The 16,148-nt window shown below is 64.7% G+C and carries 14 protein-coding genes; 13 read left to right on the top strand and 1 reads right to left on the bottom strand.

What is annotated here, in order from left to right:
* Window positions 1–73: 73 nt before the first annotated feature.
* The 7 genes from JQC81_RS26460 to JQC81_RS26430 all read left to right on the top strand — a co-directional run bounded on the left by JQC81_RS26460 (window position 74) and on the right by JQC81_RS26430 (window position 5,861).
* Complete coding sequence (locus JQC81_RS26460) at window positions 74–403, top strand: SWEET family sugar transporter (protein ID WP_203274786.1); 330 nt, start codon at window positions 74–76, stop codon at window positions 401–403.
* A 27-nt stretch (window positions 404–430) separates the two neighbouring features.
* Window positions 431–1,603, top strand: coding sequence for a DNA topoisomerase IB (locus tag JQC81_RS26455; RefSeq protein WP_203274785.1), 1,173 nt, complete (start codon window positions 431–433; stop codon window positions 1,601–1,603).
* Window positions 1,604–1,837: 234 nt separating this feature from the next.
* On the top strand, window positions 1,838–2,188 hold the full coding sequence (locus JQC81_RS26450) for a hypothetical protein (RefSeq protein WP_203274784.1): 351 nt from the start codon (window positions 1,838–1,840) through the stop codon (window positions 2,186–2,188).
* Window positions 2,189–2,272: 84 nt separating this feature from the next.
* Window positions 2,273–3,151: an MBL fold metallo-hydrolase gene (locus JQC81_RS26445; protein ID WP_203274783.1), complete on the top strand. Its 879-nt coding sequence runs from the start codon at window positions 2,273–2,275 to the stop codon at window positions 3,149–3,151.
* A gap of 72 nt (window positions 3,152–3,223) precedes the next feature.
* Complete coding sequence (locus tag JQC81_RS26440) at window positions 3,224–4,660, top strand: cytochrome ubiquinol oxidase subunit I (protein ID WP_203274782.1); 1,437 nt, start codon at window positions 3,224–3,226, stop codon at window positions 4,658–4,660.
* A gap of 11 nt (window positions 4,661–4,671) precedes the next feature.
* Window positions 4,672–5,721 carry a cytochrome d ubiquinol oxidase subunit II gene (gene cydB / locus JQC81_RS26435; protein ID WP_203274781.1) on the top strand — a complete coding sequence of 350 codons (1,050 nt, stop codon included), beginning with the start codon at window positions 4,672–4,674 and terminating at the stop codon, window positions 5,719–5,721.
* The gene (locus tag JQC81_RS26430; RefSeq protein WP_203274780.1) at window positions 5,721–5,861 is read left to right on the top strand and encodes a hypothetical protein; all 141 of its coding nucleotides are present in this window, start codon (window positions 5,721–5,723) and stop codon (window positions 5,859–5,861) included. Before cydB ends, JQC81_RS26430 begins: the two co-directional genes overlap by 1 nt.
* Here the strand turns inward: JQC81_RS26430 and JQC81_RS26425 are convergent.
* Window positions 5,852–6,718: a hypothetical protein gene (locus tag JQC81_RS26425; RefSeq protein WP_203274779.1), complete on the bottom strand. Its 867-nt coding sequence runs from the start codon at window positions 6,716–6,718 to the stop codon at window positions 5,852–5,854. The genes JQC81_RS26430 and JQC81_RS26425 overlap by 10 nt on opposite strands.
* 405 nt (window positions 6,719–7,123) lie before the next feature.
* Here JQC81_RS26425 and JQC81_RS26420 point away from each other — a divergent pair, with 405 nt between their 5' ends.
* From JQC81_RS26420 to JQC81_RS26395, 6 genes are all read left to right on the top strand, one after another.
* Window positions 7,124–8,893 carry a type I secretion system permease/ATPase gene (locus tag JQC81_RS26420; RefSeq protein ID WP_203274778.1) on the top strand — a complete coding sequence of 590 codons (1,770 nt, stop codon included), beginning with the start codon at window positions 7,124–7,126 and terminating at the stop codon, window positions 8,891–8,893.
* Window positions 8,894–10,219 (top strand): HlyD family type I secretion periplasmic adaptor subunit, encoded by a 1,326-nt coding sequence (locus tag JQC81_RS26415; RefSeq protein WP_203274777.1) that lies wholly within the window; start codon window positions 8,894–8,896, stop codon window positions 10,217–10,219.
* A gap of 245 nt (window positions 10,220–10,464) precedes the next feature.
* Entirely contained in the window at window positions 10,465–12,699 is a 2,235-nt protein-coding gene (locus tag JQC81_RS26410; protein ID WP_203274776.1) for an alpha,alpha-trehalose-phosphate synthase (UDP-forming), read from the top strand.
* Between the two features lie 22 nt (window positions 12,700–12,721).
* Entirely contained in the window at window positions 12,722–13,474 is a 753-nt protein-coding gene (otsB, locus tag JQC81_RS26405; RefSeq protein WP_203274775.1) for a trehalose-phosphatase, read from the top strand.
* Window position 13,475: 1 nt separating this feature from the next.
* Window positions 13,476–15,284, top strand: coding sequence for a glycoside hydrolase family 15 protein (locus JQC81_RS26400; protein ID WP_203274774.1), 1,809 nt, complete (start codon window positions 13,476–13,478; stop codon window positions 15,282–15,284).
* Window positions 15,285–15,346: 62 nt separating this feature from the next.
* Window positions 15,347–16,148 (top strand): glucokinase (locus JQC81_RS26395; protein WP_376772458.1); only part of this gene is annotated, 802 nt, incomplete at its 3' end.

Here is a 16,148-nt window from a genome sequence, read left to right as displayed (position 1 = left end):
CCCCATGAGGGCAAAGGGAACTCCCCTTCGGCGGTGGCCGTTGCCGGTGTCTTGATGAATGGGAGCATCGCACATGGAGGACTGGCTGCCGACCGTGCTGGCGACAATCGCCGGCATCCTGTCCACGTCGAGCTTCGTGCCTCAGGTGCTGAAGGCCTGGCGCGAGCGGGACACGGCCGCCATCTCCAAGGGCATGTATATCGTGACCGTGACGGCCTTCGTGCTGTGGTCGGCCTACGGATTCCTGATCGGGGCGCTGCCGCTCATCATCTTCAACCTGCTGAGTCTGGTCCTGAGCGCCACGATCCTCGTCCTGAAGATCCGCAACGACCGCCAGAGGACCCGCACGCCGTCCGCTGCGTCGACCCCACGCAGGGAACCCGAAGCGGCGCGGCCCGGTTGACGTTCTGCTCTCCCATCAAGGCGCCCCATGCTGCTGGAACCCAACGCCACCTCCGAGAACATCGTCGATCCGCGGGATGCGGCTGAGACGGCCGGTCTGCTTTACGTCTCGGACGAGGAGCCCGGCATCCGGCGCAAGAAATCCGGCAAGGGCTTCACCTATCTCAAGCCGGACGGTTCGAAGGTTGCGGACAAGGCAACGCTCGACCGCATCAAGTCGCTCGCCATTCCCCCCGCCTACGCGGATGTGTGGATCTGCGCGAAGGCCAATGGCCACATCCAGGCGACGGGGCGCGATGCCAAGGGCCGCAAGCAGTACCGCTACCATCCCGCCTTCCGCGAGGTTCGCGAGAGCACGAAATACGAGCACATGCTCGAATTCGCCCAAGGCCTGCCGGCGATCCGCAAGACTATCGACGAGCATATGAGCCTGCGCGGGCTCCCGCGCGAGAAGGTGCTGGCAACCGTGGTGCATCTGCTCGAGAACACGCTCATCCGCGTCGGCAACGCCGATTACGTGAAGCAGAACAAGAGCTACGGCCTCACGACCCTGCGCGATCCGCATGTGAAGGTCGATGGCGGCGAGCTGCGCTTTCAGTTCAAGGGCAAGAGCGGCAAAACCTGGAAGCTGCAGGTGAAGGACCGGCGCATCGCCAGGATCGTGAAGGCCTGCCAGGACCTGCCGGGGCAGGATCTGTTCCAATATCTCGACGAGAACGGTGAGCGGCAATCGGTTACCTCCGCCGACGTGAACGCCTATCTCAAGGAAATCACCGGGCGCGACATCACGGCCAAGGATTTCCGCACCTGGGCCGGAACGGTGCTTGCCGCGCTCGCCCTCAAGGAATTCGAAGAGTTCGACAGCGAGGCCAAGGCCAAGAAGAACATCCGCGCGGCCATCGAGAAGGTCTCGGGACGGCTCGGCAATACCCCAAGCATCTGCCGCAAATGCTATGTGCACCCGGAGGTCTTCTCCTCCTACATGGATGGCGAGCTTCTTCTCGACGTCAAGGAGGAGATCGAAACGGAGCTGCGCGAGGATCTGCCGTCCCTCAAGCCTGAGGAGGCTGCGGTTCTGACCCTGCTGCAGGAACGCCTCTCCCGCGAGGTGAAGAAGCAGGAGGAGGCAAAACCTGCAAAGAAGCGACGCGCATCGTCGCGCAAGGCGCAGGCCAAGAGCCAGCCTGAACTCCGGGCTTAAAGTTCATCGTCATCCCGGGGCTGCGCAGCAGAACCCGGGATCGTGAGACGAGAGTGGCGCTGAAACCCTCCTCCCCACAAGGGGGAGGGAGGTACGCGCTCTATCCTGCACCCGATCCCGGATCGACTTTGCCGTCCGGGATGGCGGCAGGAAAAAGCTCAAGGCACCTACAGTGACTTGACCCGCTACAGCTCCCATGGTCCATCGCATCCACATCAAGCGTGACCGGATGAGATGACCTGTTCTCTGAAATCGATAATCTCTCTTGCGGCGTTGCTGGCCGCCATCTTTGCCGGCAGTGTTTCACATGCCGTCGCTCAGACTACGCCGCCGAAATCCTGGCCCGAGGTGAAGTGCGAGCGCTATGGCAAGGCCTGGACGGAGGCGCTCACTCGGCGGGGCAGGAAGGGCTTGAGCCCGGAATTCGTCGAGCGTCACGAAGCCTTCCTCGCATCCGGCTGCACGACCAAGGCCGATGTCTGCCCCCGATCGGAAGAGGAGCTCAGCATGGCCAACATCATGGTGGTTGCGGCCATGAATGCCGGCACTGCAAGCACCTTCCCGCCCTTCGCCTGTCGCAAGTGACCGGCGGCTTGGGATTTCAGCCTCTCGAACATTTTCCTCCTCGCCGGCGTTAGGATTTCGCTTCCTTCCTTCAGCGAGGTCCCCATGCGCATCCATCACCTCAATTGCGGCTGCATGTGTCCTGTGGGCGGACGGCTCTGGGATGGGGTGAGCCGCGGGCTGACCGCCCATCTGGTCTGCCATTGCCAATTGATCGAGACCGACCGCAACGGGCTCGTGCTCGTCGACACCGGCATCGGCGCCCGCGACGTGGAGAATCCTTACGAGCGCTTGAGCCCGTTGTTCGTACACGCTAACCGAATCCAGCTTGAGCACCGGTATACGGCGCTCGAACAGGTGAAGAGCCTCGGCTTCTCGCCGCGCGACGTGCGCCACATCGTGCTGACGCATCTCGACTTCGATCATGCGGGCGGGCTGGAGGATTTCCCCGACGCAACGGTCCATGTGCTGCGCGCCGAGGTGGAGGAGGCCGAGGTGCGGCAGGGCTTCATTCACCGCCGCCGCTACCGCCCCGAGCAATGGGATGGCGTGCGCGACTGGCGCTTCTATGACCCCACGGGCGAAAGCTGGTTCGGCTTCGGTTCCGTACGCGATCTCGACGGCCTGCCGCCCGAGATCCTGATGACTCCCCTGCCGGGCCATACGATGGGACATGCGGGCATCGCCATCGACACGCCCGAGGGATGGCTGCTCAATGCGGGCGACGCTTATTTCCACCGGCACGAGATGGACGAGGATCCCTCCTGCACGCCGGGACTCGCAGCCTACCAGAAGCTCATGGAAGAAAACCGGCCGCTGCGCCTCCACAACCAGGAGCGCCTGCGGGAGCTGGCAAACGACCCTCGCAGCCATGTGAGAATCTTCTGCAGCCACGATCCTGTGGAACTGGAGGCGTTACAGCGTCTGAGCACCGGATGGCGTCCGCTTCGCTCGGGCCAAGCCGCGGGCATGCAGGCGCACTAGCCTCCGGACCCCTGGTCCCGGCCTGGCGCCGCCCTAAAAGCAGGCAGGTACGATGACAAGGGGAAGGCGGATATGGAATTTGATGCCCTGCTGCTCTCGCGCATCCAGTTCGCGTTCACGATTGCCTTCCATATCATCTTTCCCGCTTTCACCATCGGCCTTGCCAGCTGGCTTGCGGCGCTGGAGTTCAACTGGCTGCGCACGGGCAACCCGCTCTACCGCAATCTCTTCCGCTTCTGGGTGAAGGTGTTTGCCGTCTCCTTCGGTCTCGGCGTCGTGTCCGGCATCGTCATGAGCTATCAGTTCGGCACGAACTGGTCGCGGTTCTCCGAGTTCACCGGCAACGTCCTCGGACCTGTCATCGCGTACGAAGTCATCACAGCGTTCTTCCTGGAGGCGGCGTTTCTCGGCATCATGCTCTTCGGCTGGGAGCGCGTCGGTGATCGCCTGCATTTCTTCGCCACCTGCATGGTGGCCTTGGGCACGCTCATTTCCGCCTTCTGGATCCTTTCCGCCAATTCCTGGATGCAGACGCCGGACGGTTTTGCCATCGAGAACGGCAAGGCGGTTCCGGTCGACTGGTTCAAGGTTGTGTTCAACCCATCCTTCCCCTTGCGCTATGCGCATATGGTGATGGGCTGCTACCTCACGACGGCCTTTGCGGTTGCCGGCATGTCCGCCTGGATGCTGCTGCGCCATCCGCACGACGCGCCGGAGGCGAAGCTCGCCGCCTCGCGGCGCTCGATGTCCATGGCGCTGTGGTTCGCCACCATCTTCGTGCCGGTCCAGATCATCATCGGCGATCTTCACGGTCTCGGCGTGCTGAAATATCAGCCGACGAAGCTGGCTGCCATCGAGGGCAACTGGGATCGCATGTCGAACATGCCGCTGCGCCTCTTCGCCATTCCCGACGAGGTGGCGGAGACGAACCATTACGAGATCGGCATTCCGAAGATCGGCAGCTGGATCCTGACCCACGCCTATGACGGTGAGGTTCCCGGGTTGAAGGAGGTGCCGCCCGAGGATCGCCCGCCGGTCTGGCCCGTGTTCTTCTCGTTCCGCATCATGGTCGCCATCGGCTTTGCCATGCTGGGCATCGGCCTCTGGAGCCTTTATCTGCGCTGGAAGGGTACGCTGTTCACCAACAGAACGTTCCTCACCGCGGCCATGATCATGACGCCTTCGGGCTTCGGCGCGGTGCTCTTCGGCTGGTTCACCGCCGAGATCGGCCGTCAGCCCTGGGTGGTCTACGGACACATGCGCACAGCGGATGCGGTCTCACCGATCTCGGCTGGAGCCGTCACGGCATCGCTCCTCACCTTCGTGGTCGTCTATGCCTTCGTGTTCGGCTTCGGCTCCTACTACCTCGCCAAGCTCCTGCGGCGCGGTCCCGATCCCATCGAGGACATCCGTGGGGACGATCTCGGCAAGAAGCCCAAGCGTCCGTTGTCCGTGCCGGACGAGGGCATCGAGGGACGTCCCGGCCACAAAGCCCTGCCTGCACGATAGGAGACGGCACCATGTTCGGCTTCGGAACGGAATACGAGGGGCTGGCCTTCTGGCTGCCGCTGATCTGGTCGGGCCTCATCGCGGTGGCGGTGGCCATGTACGTGATCGTCGACGGCTTCGATCTCGGCGTCGGCATTCTCTTCAAGGCCGCTCACAACGAGAACTGGCGCGACCGCATGATGTTTTCGGTCGCGCCCATCTGGGACGGCAACGAGACCTGGCTGATCCTTGGTGGCGGCGGGCTCTTCGCGGTGTTCCATGTGGCCTATGCGGTTCTGATGCCGGCTCTTTATGTGCCGATCATCCTCATGCTGATCGCGCTCATTTTCCGCGGCGTGGCGTTCGAGTTCCGCTTCAAGGCGGACCGCTCGAAGTTCCTGTGGGACAATGCCTTCTTCTTCGGCTCCCTGCTCGCGACCTTCTTCCAGGGCATGGTGCTCGGCGCCTTCGTGCAGGGCTTCGCCAATGACGGGCGCCAGTTCACCGGCGGCACCTTCGACTTCCTCACGCCGTTCAGCGTGCTCACCGGCATCAGCCTGATCTTCGGTTATGCGCTCCTGGGCGCGACTTGGTGCGTGATGAAAACCACGGGCGAACTGGAGATCTGGGCACGGCGCATGGCGGTGCGCTTCTTGGCTCTCACCATCGTGGCCATGGCGGCGGTGTCCCTGTGGGTGCCATTCCTCGGGCGCGAGATCGAGACGCGCTGGTTCACCTGGCCCAACATCGCCTTCCTGGCGCCGATCCCCCTGGTCACGGCTCTTGTAGCCTACAGGCTTTTCCGCGATCTGGAGGAGGGGCGCCATTACCGCCCGTTCTTCCTGACGATCGGCCTGTTCCTGCTCGGCTACCTGGGTTTGGGCATCAGCCTCTTTCCCTACAACGTGCCGCCGAATCTCACGATCTGGGACACGGCCAACACGGTGAGTTCGCAGCTCTTCGCCCTGGTGGGCTTCGCCATCGTGATGCCGATCACCTTCGCCTACACGGCCTATGCCTATTGGGTCTTCCGCGGCAAGGTGGCGGAGGAGATCTCTGGCGGCGGCTACGGGTATCACTGATGCGGGGCGATACGCATCGGTCTGGAGAGCGGCGCGGGAAACGCCTGCTCTGGTTCGTGCTTCTCTATGTGGCGAGCCTCGCGATCTTCGCGGGGCTCGTCTATGGTCTGCGGGGCTTGGTGGCCGATGTTTACCGATAGGTGCTGATGAAGCCCTTGTCGGTGAGCACGACCCAGCGGGTGCCGCGGCGCTCGATGGCCTCGACCTTGCCGACGCCGGGAAGGATACCGCCGGGCATCACCTCGTACAGGCGGCGGTTGCGGCTCTCGACGAGCGCCGCGCCTTTGTACACCTCGCGCAGCACCCAGCCGTCCACCGGCTCGTTCCTGACCGGCTTCGGGGCGGGCGCCTCTTCGCGCGTCGCGGCCTCGGCCACCGGCGGAGCGGACGCGGCAGGGAGCGCCGGGGCCGGAGCCGGTGCGGCGGGCTTGGTGTTCAGGGCCGCCAGGGTGGTCATGATCTGGCTTTCCATCTTGTCCAGCCGGCCCTCGAGGGAGGAGAGCTTCTTGGCGGGCTCCTGGAGGCTGATCGCGAGCCCCTCGACCTTGTCGGTGAGCTTCGCCTGATCCGACTTCGCAGCGGTGGACGCGGTGTGCTCGATCTCCTTGAAGGCCGCAGCGGTGGTCTTGAGGGTCTCAAGGTCGCTGCTCAGGCGCGCAAGGATCTCCTGGCTGCGGGCGGTCTCGGCTTCCAGCTTCTCGATCGCGCCGCGGTTGGCGAGCGTTCCCAGATAGGAGGCGGACCAGCCGGCACCGACCAGCAGGAGGGCGATGGCCGCCTGTGCGACGAACTGGGAGGGGGCAAACCGGCGCCCAGCGGCATCAGCCGCTTTCGCCTCGGAAGCCGGAGGCACAGGCTTGGCGCTTTTACGGGCGCTTTTGACGGCTTCGGCCAGGGCGGCACTTGCCGGCGAACCGGCCCGGACAGCGCCCTCGGACGACGCGCCGGTCTCTGCCTTAGCGGGGCTGCGATCCTTCAGACGTTTCTTGGTGTCCATAATGCGACCTCATTTGCAGGTCAAAGACGATTAACCACGAATGTTTACCAAAACGTTATGGTGAAGGTTCCTGGCTGCATCGTAACCCCCTCTAAACAAAGAGGAAAGGTAACTTTGCGCACATTGATGAATATCTACTAAGAACTTTATATTGACATAGTTACATATAATAGGGTTACAACAGGTGGCGTAACGGAAAGCGACACCTTAGGGGCACTTCAATACCCATAAGAGTAAGAGCAACGCGGGCCGCTGGGCCTAACTATGAAGAGATACTCTTGTGGGGCCAAAACCCCGATTTAGGCAGCCATCGCCAAATGGCCCCGTTGCGCTAGGTAATAACCTTGCGGAGCGGCACTGCAATCAAGCTAGCGCCGGTGACGCGTGCGCTGATGGAAAGACAACATGAAGCAGGCATCGAGAAATCGGGAAGAAAGCACAGAGGTTCAGGACGCTCTGAAGTCGTGCCTTCCTTCGTTCACGGGGGTTGCCGTCTTCTCGGCGGTCGTCAACCTTCTGGCGCTGACGGGCTCCATCTACATGCTCCAGGTCTATGACCGGGTTCTGTCGAGCCAGAGCATCGCCACCCTGATCGGCCTCTCCCTGATCACGCTTGCGGCCTTCGCGCTCTCGGGCGGCCTCGACATGATCCGCAGCCGGATGCTGGCGCGCATCGGCGCCCGCTTCGACGAGCTGCTGTCGCACCGGGTCTTCGACCTCGTGGCCACGATGCCGCTGAAGGGCGCCAAGCAGTCGGAGAGCATGCAGCCGATCCGCGACCTCGACACGATCCGCGGCTTCCTGTCCAGCCTGGGTCCCACGGCCCTGTTCGACATGCCCTTCATGCCGATCTTCCTCATCGGCTGCTTTATGATCCACCCGGGCATCGGCGTTCTGTCGGTGGTGGGCGGCGTGATCATCATCGGCCTGACCATCTACACGGATGCCAAGAGCAAGGGCCCCTCCTACGAGGTGACCAAGAGCGGCGCCGAGCGCCACGCGATTGCGGAAACCAGCCGCCGCAACGCCGAGGCCATCCGCGCCAACGGCATGCTGGGCTTCCTGGCCAAGCGCTATGACGAGGTGCATGTGCGCCACGTCAATGACGGCCTGATGGCAAGCGAATCGTCTGCCGGCATCAGCGCCTTCGCCAAAGTCTTCCGCATGGTCCTCCAGTCAGCCGTCCTGGGCCTGGGCGCCTATTACGTAATCCAGGGCGAGATGTCGGGCGGTCTCATGATCGCCGGCTCGATCCTGATGTCCCGCGCACTCGCACCCATCGAAATCGCCGTGGCGCACTGGAAGGGCTTCACCGCCTCCCGCCAGGCCTATCGCCGCCTCGCGCACATCATGTCGATCGTGCCCGCCCAGGGCCAGCGCATGCCGCTGCCCGCGCCCAAGTCCACCCTGCTGGTGGAAGAGGTCTATGTCGGCGCGCCCGGCGCCTCGCTGCCCATCGTGCAGGCCGCCACCCTCCAGCTCCAGGCCGGCCAGGGCCTCGGCCTCATCGGCCCCAGCGCCTCCGGCAAGTCGACGCTGGCCCGCGCCCTCGTCGGGGTGTGGCCGACCCTGCGCGGCGAGATCCGCCTGGACGGCGCCGCCCTCGACCAGTGGGAGGCCGATCCCCTCGGCCGCAACATCGGCTACCTGCCGCAGGACGTGGAACTGTTCGAAGGCACCATCGCCGAGAACATCGCCCGCTTCCAGCCCGACGCCAAGCCGGATGATGTCATCGCGGCGGCGCAGACGGCCGGCGCTCACGAGCTCATCCTCAACCTGCCCGACGGCTACGACACCCGCATCGGCGAAGGCGGCGCATCGCTCTCGGGCGGCCAGCGCCAGCGCGTGGCGCTCGCCCGTGCCCTCTACGGCAACCCGTTCCTGGTCGTGCTCGACGAGCCGAATGCCAGCCTCGACGGCGCCGGCGACGAGGCCCTGAACCAGGCCATCCTGGCAGTGAGGAAGCGCGGCGGCATCGTGGTGGTCATCACGCACCGTCCGGCCGCTCTCGGTCAGGTCGATCAGGTCGCCATCATGGAAGAGGGCCGCATCAAGGCCGTCGGCCCGCGGGACGAGGTCCTGCAATCCGTCATGAAACGCAATGCGGCGCCGGCACCGGTGCGCCCGCAGCAGGCGCCGGCCGCCCAGGCTGCTAACCTGCGAGAGGTTGGTTAAATGTTGGTCATTCAAGCTCCCGAGAAGAAGCCCTCCACCCACCAGCGGATCCTGCGCCAGTCGACCATCGGCGGCATAGCCATGATCGCCCTGTTCGGCGGCACGATCGGCCTGTGGGCGGCGACCTCGACGCTCTCCGGCGCCGTCGTGGCCGGCGGTCAGTTCGTCGTCGACACCAGCGTCAAGAAGGTCCAGCACTCCACCGGCGGCATCGTTGGCGAGCTGAAGGTCAAGGAAGGCGACCGTGTCTCCCAGGGCGATCTTCTGGTCCGACTCGACGAGACGGTGACCCGCGCCAACCTGCAGGTCGTGTCCAAGCAGCTCGACGAGTATCTCGGCCGCCAAGCCCGTCTGGAGGCCGAACGCGACGGCGCGTCCGACGTCGCGATGCCGGCGGAGTTCGCCAACCGGCTCAACGACCCGGCCGTTCAGAAGATCATGTCGTCCGAGAAGACCCTGTTCACGGCGCGTCGCGCCTCGCGGGAGGCGCAGAAGGACCAGCTCCGGAAGCGAATCACCCAGTCCCGGGACGAAATCGTGGGACTGAAGGCGCAGCAGAACGCCAAGACCCGCGAGGCCGAGCTGATCGTGGACGAGCTGAAGGGCGTCCGGGACCTCTACCAGAAGAACCTGGTTCCGATCACGCGCCTCAACGCTCTCGAGCGTGACGCCGCCAGCATCGAAGGCCAGCGCGGCCAGCTCATCGCTGCCGTGGCCCAGGCCGAGAGCCGCATCGCCGAAACCGAGTTCCAGATCATCCAGATCGACGAGCAGATGCTGGCCGAGGCCGTGCAAGAGCTGCGCGAGATCCAGGGCAAGGTCGCGGAATACACCGAGCGGCGCGTGGCCGCCGAGGACCAGCTCAAGCGCATCGACATCCGCGCCCCGAGCGACGGCTTCGTCCACCAGCTCAACGTTCACACCATCGGGGGCGTGATCTCGCCCGCCGAGCCGGTGATGAACATCGTTCCGGTGAACGACAGGCTCGAGCTCGAGGCTCGGGTTCTGCCGAACGAGATCGACCAGGTGAAGATCGGCCAGAGGGCGAATGTGCGCGTTCACGCCTCCAACGCCCGCAACACGCCGGAGCTGCACGGCAAGGTGAGCCGGATCTCGGCGGACGTGTCCAGGGACCAGCAGACCGGCATGACCTTCTATACCATCCGGGTCGACCTGCCTCAGGATGAGATCAAGAAGCTTGAGAAGGTGCAGCTCATCGCCGGCATGCAGGCGGAAGTCTTCGTCGAGGTGAACGAGCGCACCCCGCTGCAGTACTTCTTCAAGCCCATGCAGGAGCAGATCGCCCGCGCCTTCCGCGAGCACTGATCCCTGTCATTCCATTGCGTGATGAAGCGCGGCCGGACCCCTGGGTTCGGCCGCGTTTTTCGTTGAAAGCCCACGCCGAACCCGTCTCCAGCTCCGGTCGAGGCTGGAAAGTTCCGCCCAAGAACCCATAACAGGGGCGAAGGCCGCATCCCCGTGGCCCTCCGTCGAAGGCCCTTCGAAGGCTCCCTGCGAAGCCAAGTCTCCCCTTCGACGATGGTGCTGGTTTTCTTGAGGAACTGAGCGTTTTGAGGATCATCTTCCGCTTCGGCGGCATCGCATTGCTCGTAGCCGCCATTGTCATTCTGGCCGTGCTGCCCTTTGCGACTTCCTTTGTGGAGCAATGGTCGCGCCGCGACGTCGAGTTGCGGTCCCGTCTGGTGTTCAACTCCGTCCGCGATCAGGTGACGGGCCTTCTTGCCCGCAACGAGGCCCAGCAGGTGGCAGGCCTCTTCGAGCGGATCGCCGCCGATGAGCGCGTTCTCGCCATCGGCTATTGCGACGGGCAGGAATTGCGCTTCCCAACGGCCAACATGCCGAAATCCTTCTCCTGCGCGGGGGCGGCCCGCTCCGATGCGGAGAGCTTCTCCACCGTCAGGAACCAGGATCACAACGTCCTGGTGAGCTCGTTTCCCTTGAGCGCCGGCGGACGGCCGGGCCACCTCGTCGTCCTGCACGATCTGAGCTATGCCGACCAGCGGGGCGGGGAGGCGCGCAACTATCTCTTCCTGGCTCTTGCCGGTGTTGCCTTCGGGGCGGCGGCGTTGGCCGCCATGATCGCGGCTCTCATCATGCGGCGATGGCTCGCCTCCATCCGGCAGGCGCTGGAGAGCGCCCGCGCGGGCAATGCGCAGCCGGCCGTGGAGGAGAACATCATCCCCCTCGGCAAGGAAATCCGCGACGTGCTCCAGGAGCTGGAATCCTCCCGGCGGACCATCGATGCCGCGCACACGGATTGGAGCCCGGATACCTTGCGGGCAGCGCTCGCCAACGAATTGTCCGGCTCTGAGGTCATCGTGGTGTCGAACCGCGAGCCCTACATCCACAACCGCACAGAGGCCGGGGAGGTCTCCCTTCAGATTCCCGCGAGCGGCCTGGTATCGGCCCTGGAGCCGGTGGTGCGCGCCTGCGGCGGCACCTGGGTGGCTCACGGCAGCGGCACCGCGGACCGGGACGTGGTCGATGCCAACGACCGGGTGCCCGTCCCGCCGAATCACCCCTCCTACACCCTGCGCCGGGTCTGGCTGTCGGACGAGGAGCAGGACGGCTACTATTACGGCGCCGCCAACGAGGGCCTCTGGCCGCTCTGCCACATCGCCTTCGTGCGGCCGATCTTCCGCGAGGCCGACTGGCAGTTCTACCGGTCGGTGAACGAAAAGTTCGCCGACGCGATCGTGGCCGAGGCCAAGCGCGAGGACCCGATCATCCTGGTGCAGGACTACCATTTCGCCCTGCTGCCGCGCATGATCCGGGACCGGCTGCCCAATGCGACCATCGTGACCTTCTGGCACATCCCCTGGCCCAATGCGGAGACCTTCGGCATCTGCCCGTGGCGCGAGGAAATCGTCGACGGTCTGCTCGGCTCGTCGATCCTGGGCTTCCACACCCAGGCGCATTGCAACAACTTCCTGGACGCGGTCGATTCCTTCGTGGAAAGCCGCATCGACCGGGAGAAGGACTCGGTGTTCTTCGGCGGCGAGGAAACCCTGATCCGGCCCTATCCGATCTCCATCGAATGGCCCCCGACGGCCATGGAAGGCCAGAAGCCGGTCGAGGAGTGCCGCCGCATCGTGCGCGAGCGCCTGGGCCTGCCGCCGGACATGCGCATCGGCGTCGGCATCGAGCGGTTCGACTACACCAAAGGCATTCTCGACCGCATGCAGGCCATCGATGCGCTCATCGGCGAGCATCCGGAATGGAGAGGCAACTTCACCTTCGTGCAGGTCGCAGCCCCGACGCGGAGCAAGCTTGCCAACTACCGCCTGCTGCAGGAGGAGGCGGAGGCTCTCGCCCGCGACATCAACGAGCGCCATGGCGGCGACGGATACCAGCCCATCAGGCTCCTCATTCGCCACCACGAGCCCGACGAGGTGTTCGAGCTGTTCCGCGCGGCGGATCTGTGCATCGTGTCGAGCCTGCACGACGGCATGAATCTGGTGGCCAAGGAGTTCGTGGCGGCTCGGGACGACGAGCAGGGCGTGCTCATTCTCTCGGCCTTCGCCGGAGCCTCCCGCGAACTGTCGGAGGCGCTGATCGTCAATCCCTACAATGCTCATGCCATGGGGCAGGCTATCAACCGCGCTCTGACCATGCCTGAGCCCGAGCAGCGCGAGCGCATGCGGCTGATGCGCGATCAGGTCAAGGAGCGCAATGTCTATCGCTGGGCCGGGCAGATGCTGCTTGCGGCGTCGCGCCTGCGCAAGCAGCAGCGGATCCGGCAGCTGATCGCCCGGGGTCGCAGGCGGGCGGCGGCCAATGCGTGACGTTTCTGCAGGACACGAGGCCATGGCCAAAACAAACCAGAACTATGCCCTGTTTCTCGACTTCGACGGCACCCTCGTCGACATCGTCGAGCGGCCCGATGCGGTTGCGGTGGATCCGGCCCTGCCGGAAGTCCTCACCAGGCTGCAGGAACGGCTCGGCGGTGCTCTCGCCATTATCAGCGGGCGTCCCGTGGCGTTTCTCGACGGGCGCTTCATGCCCCATGAATTCGACATGGCGGGACTGCACGGGCTCGAGCATCGCATCGCCGGGCGGCTCTCCATGTGCGATCCGGACGAGCATCCTGCCCTGCGGGACATGGTGGCGCGCCTCGACACGATCGTGGCCGGCAAGGAGGGCGTCCTGATTGAGGACAAGGGCTGCTCGGTCGCGATCCATTGGCGGCTGGCTCCGCACGAGAAGGATTTCGCTCTGGCCACCGCGCATGCCGCTGTCGAAGCCCTGGGTGCGGATTATCGTGTTCAACACGGGAAAGCTGTGGCAGAGATCCTGCCCTCGGCGGCAGGGAAGGGCAAGGTGATTGAGCGGTTTCTTCATGAGGCCCCCTATCAGGGGCGGCGCCCGATCTTCATTGGCGACGACCTGACCGACGAGCACGGCTTCAAGACCGTGAACGCCCATGACGGCCTGTCCGTGCGCATCGGCGGCGGCGAGACCGTCGCCAAGGTGCGCCTCGCAACGCCCGCGGACCTGCGACGCGCTCTGTCCGCATGGGCGTCCGATGGTTCTCTTCCTTTCAACGAGGATGATTGTTGATATGAGTTCGTTGGATCTTGCCGTGATCGGCAATTGCATGATCTCGGCCCTGGTGGATCGCCGCGCGCAGATCGTCTGGAGCTGCTTTCCGCGCTTCGATGGCGACCCGGTCTTTTCGGCCCTGCTCGATTGCCCTGAAGGCCAAAGCGACGCGGACCAGAAGGGCGTGTTCGCCATCGACATGGCCGGAATGGTCGCTTGCGAGCAGCGCTACCTCGAGAACACGGCGGTTCTCGTGTCGCGCATGACCGATTCCTTCGGCAACGTTGTCGAGGTCACGGATTTCGCGCCGCGCTTCAAGCATTTCGACCGCACCTTCCGTCCGCCCATGCTGATCCGCCGGGTCACGCCCGTGAAAGGGCGCCCGCGCATCCGCGTCCGCCTGCGTCCGCATTTCGAGTGGGGCGAGCATCCGCCCGGCCAGACGCGCGGCAGCAATCACCTGCGCTTCGTCGGCCCCGACACGTCGCTGCGCCTGACCACCGATGCATCGATCTCCTACGTTCAGGACGAGCGCTTCTTCGTGGTGGACCGGCCGATGTCGTTCTTCTTCGGCGAGGACGAACCGCTGCGCTCGGAGGCCGATACCACAGCCCGCGCCTTCCTCGACAGTACGGTGGATTTCTGGCGGGACTGGGTGCGCTCTCTCTCCATCCCGTTCGACTGGCAGGAGGCGGTGATCCGCGCCGCCATCACGCTCAAGCTGTGCAACTTCGAGGAGACGGGCGCCATCGTGGCGGCGCTCACCACCTCGGTGCCGGAGGCGCCCCACACGCAGCGCAACTGGGATTACCGCTATTGCTGGCTGCGCGACGCCTATTTCGTGATCCAGGCCCTCAACCGGCTCGGCACCACGAAGACCATGGAGGAATACCTCACCTACATCACCAACATCGTCGACGACATGGACGCCGATCCGAACCAGAAGGACATGCCGCCGCTCTTCAGCATCACCCGCTCGCCCGATCTCGAGGAGCGCGAGGCGACGGCGCTCGCAGGCTATCGCGGCATGGGCCCGGTGCGCGTCGGCAACGCGGCCTACACGCAGATTCAGAACGACGCCTATGGTAGCGTCGTGCTCGCCTCCGTTCACGCTTTCCTCGACAAGCGCCTGATCCGCACCGGCAACAAGGCCCTGTTCGAGCATCTGGAAAAGCTCGGGCAAAGGGCCATCGAGGTGTTCGACCAGCCCGATGCTGGGCCGTGGGAGCTGCGCACCAAGGCGGCCGTGCACACCTTTCCGAGCGTGATGTGCTGGGCCGCTTGCGACCGGCTCGTCAAGATTGCCGAGGCCATGGGACGCGAGGACCGCGCCGCCTTCTGGCGCGAGAACGCCGAGCGCATGCACCGGGTCATCGATGTACGGTCCTACAATGCCGACAAGGGCACCTTCGTGTCCTCCTTCGACGGCGAGGATCTCGATGCGACGCTGCTGCTCCTGGCCGAGCTCGACTTCGTGAAGGCGGACGATCCGCGCTTCGTCGCCACCGTGGAGGCCGTCGGCACGAAGCTGCGACGGGGCGACCTTCTTCTGCGTTATGATGTGGAAGACGATTTCGGGCTCATGCACACGGCTTTCATGATCTGCGGCTTCTGGTACGTGGATGCCCTGAACGCCATCGGGCGCAAGGAGGAGGCGAAGGAATTGTTCGAGCACATCCTGAGCCTGCGCAATTCCTTCGGGCTCTTCTCCGAGGATGCGGATTTCACCACCGGGGAGCTGTGGGGCAACTTTCCCCAGACCTATTCCATGGTGGGTCTCATCAACTCGGCCGTGCGCCTGAGCCGGAGCTGGGAGGAGGCGTTCTGATCCCTATGATCGGAAGCCCAAGGCGAAAAGGACGATAGGCTTCGATGTTCGCATTTCCCGTTCTGCTCGGCGATATCGGCGGCACCAATGCCCGCTTCGCCGTTCTGCCTGCCCCCGGCGAGCCCGTTCAGCTCCTGCCGCGCGCCCTGACGGCGCAGACGCCTGATCCGGTCGGCGCGATCAGGGTTGCGCTTGAATCCTACACGGGAGCAGCCCCGCGCTCTGCCATCATCGCGGTGGCAACGCGGGTGGATGCGCCGGCCATCCGGCTGACCAATGCCCATTGGCTCATCGATGCGCAGGCCATCGGTCATGCGCTCGATCTTGAGCGCGTGACCCTCGTCAACGATTACACGCCGGTCGCGGCATCCGTGACGGTGCTCGACGAGGGCAGGGGCGATCTTGCGCCCATCGGCACCTTCCCGCCGGCCAAGTCCGGCGCACGCGTGGTGCTGGGTCCTGGCACAGGACTGGGCGCAGGCGCCCTTGTGCCGGTGGAGGACCGCTTCGCCATCCTGGCAACAGAAGCGGGCCATATGGAGTTCGGACCCATCACGGAGGAGGAAACCGCCCTCTGGCCGCATCTGGAGCGGGTCGGCAGGCGCGTTTCCGGAGAAGTGGTGCTGTCGGGTCCGGGGCTCTTCCGCATCGCCAGGGCGCTCGCCGCCCACCGTTGCGTGGACTGCCCGTTCACGATGCCCAACGACGTTCTGGCCGCAGCCCGCGAGGGAGACCCTCTGGCGAAGGATGCCCTGGACCTGTTCGCGCGGTTCCTCGGGCGCTTCGCCGGCGACCTCGCGCTCACCTTCGAATCCTCCGGTGGCGTCTTCATCGCCGGCGGCATTGCGCCCCGGATGATCGACA

The sequence above is a fragment of the Microvirga arabica genome, from assembly GCF_016811235.1.
Taxonomy (GTDB): domain Bacteria; phylum Pseudomonadota; class Alphaproteobacteria; order Rhizobiales; family Beijerinckiaceae; genus Microvirga; species Microvirga arabica.
Note: the sequence above shows the minus strand (reverse complement) of the source record. Positions and strands in the feature narration are given on the sequence as shown.